Below are 684 nucleotides of genomic sequence, written 5' to 3' on the forward strand. Positions count from 1 at the left end.
ATGTAGGGCAGGTTCCGCTCGCGCAGCGCCGCGCTGCGCACGATCCGTGCGATGTACGGGACGTAGGCGATGGACAGCGCCACGACGGCGGCCGGCAGACCGGAGCCGAACAGGGCGGTCGCGAGGATGGCGAGGAGCAGACCGGGGAAGGCGAACACCGCGTCGACGACGCGCACCACCACCTGGTCGAACCAGCCGCCGAACCACACGGCCGCGAGCGCGAGGACCGTCCCGAGGAGCGTCGAGAGCGTCACGACGAGGAACGGTCCGATCAGCGCGGTGCGCGAGCCGGCGATGAGCCGGGAGAGCAGATCCCGTCCGCTCGCGTCGGTGCCCAGCAGATGCGCACCGCTCGAACTCTGGTACGCGCCGGAGAGGTCGACGGCGTTCGGGGCCTGGGGCGAGACGACCGGCGCGAGCAGGGCGCAGGCGGCGACGAGCCCGAGGAGCCCGAGCGCGACCCAGCCGGACGGGCCGATGCCCCGGGCACCGCGTGCACGCCGGCCGGCCTTGCGGGCTCCGATGCGGCGAACCGCCGCTGTGGCGCTCATGAGTCCTTCTTCCCGATCGACACGCGCGGGTCGAGCAGTGTGTAGGCGATGTCGATGAGGGTGTTCAGCACGATGAAGGCGGTGACGTACACCAGGCAGATCGCCTGGACGACGGGGAAGTCCTTCTGCTGGA

Annotated in this window: 1 protein-coding gene; it reads right to left on the minus strand. The window is 71.3% G+C overall.

The window, feature by feature from the left end:
• A partial coding sequence (locus CCN37_RS38365) for an ABC transporter permease (protein ID WP_143262076.1) occupies positions 1-551 on the minus strand: 551 nt, incomplete at its 3' end.
• Positions 552-684: the final 133 nt, after the last annotated feature.

This window comes from Allokutzneria sp. NRRL B-24872 (assembly GCF_002155965.1).
In the GTDB taxonomy this organism is placed as follows: Bacteria; Actinomycetota; Actinomycetes; order Mycobacteriales; family Pseudonocardiaceae; genus Allokutzneria.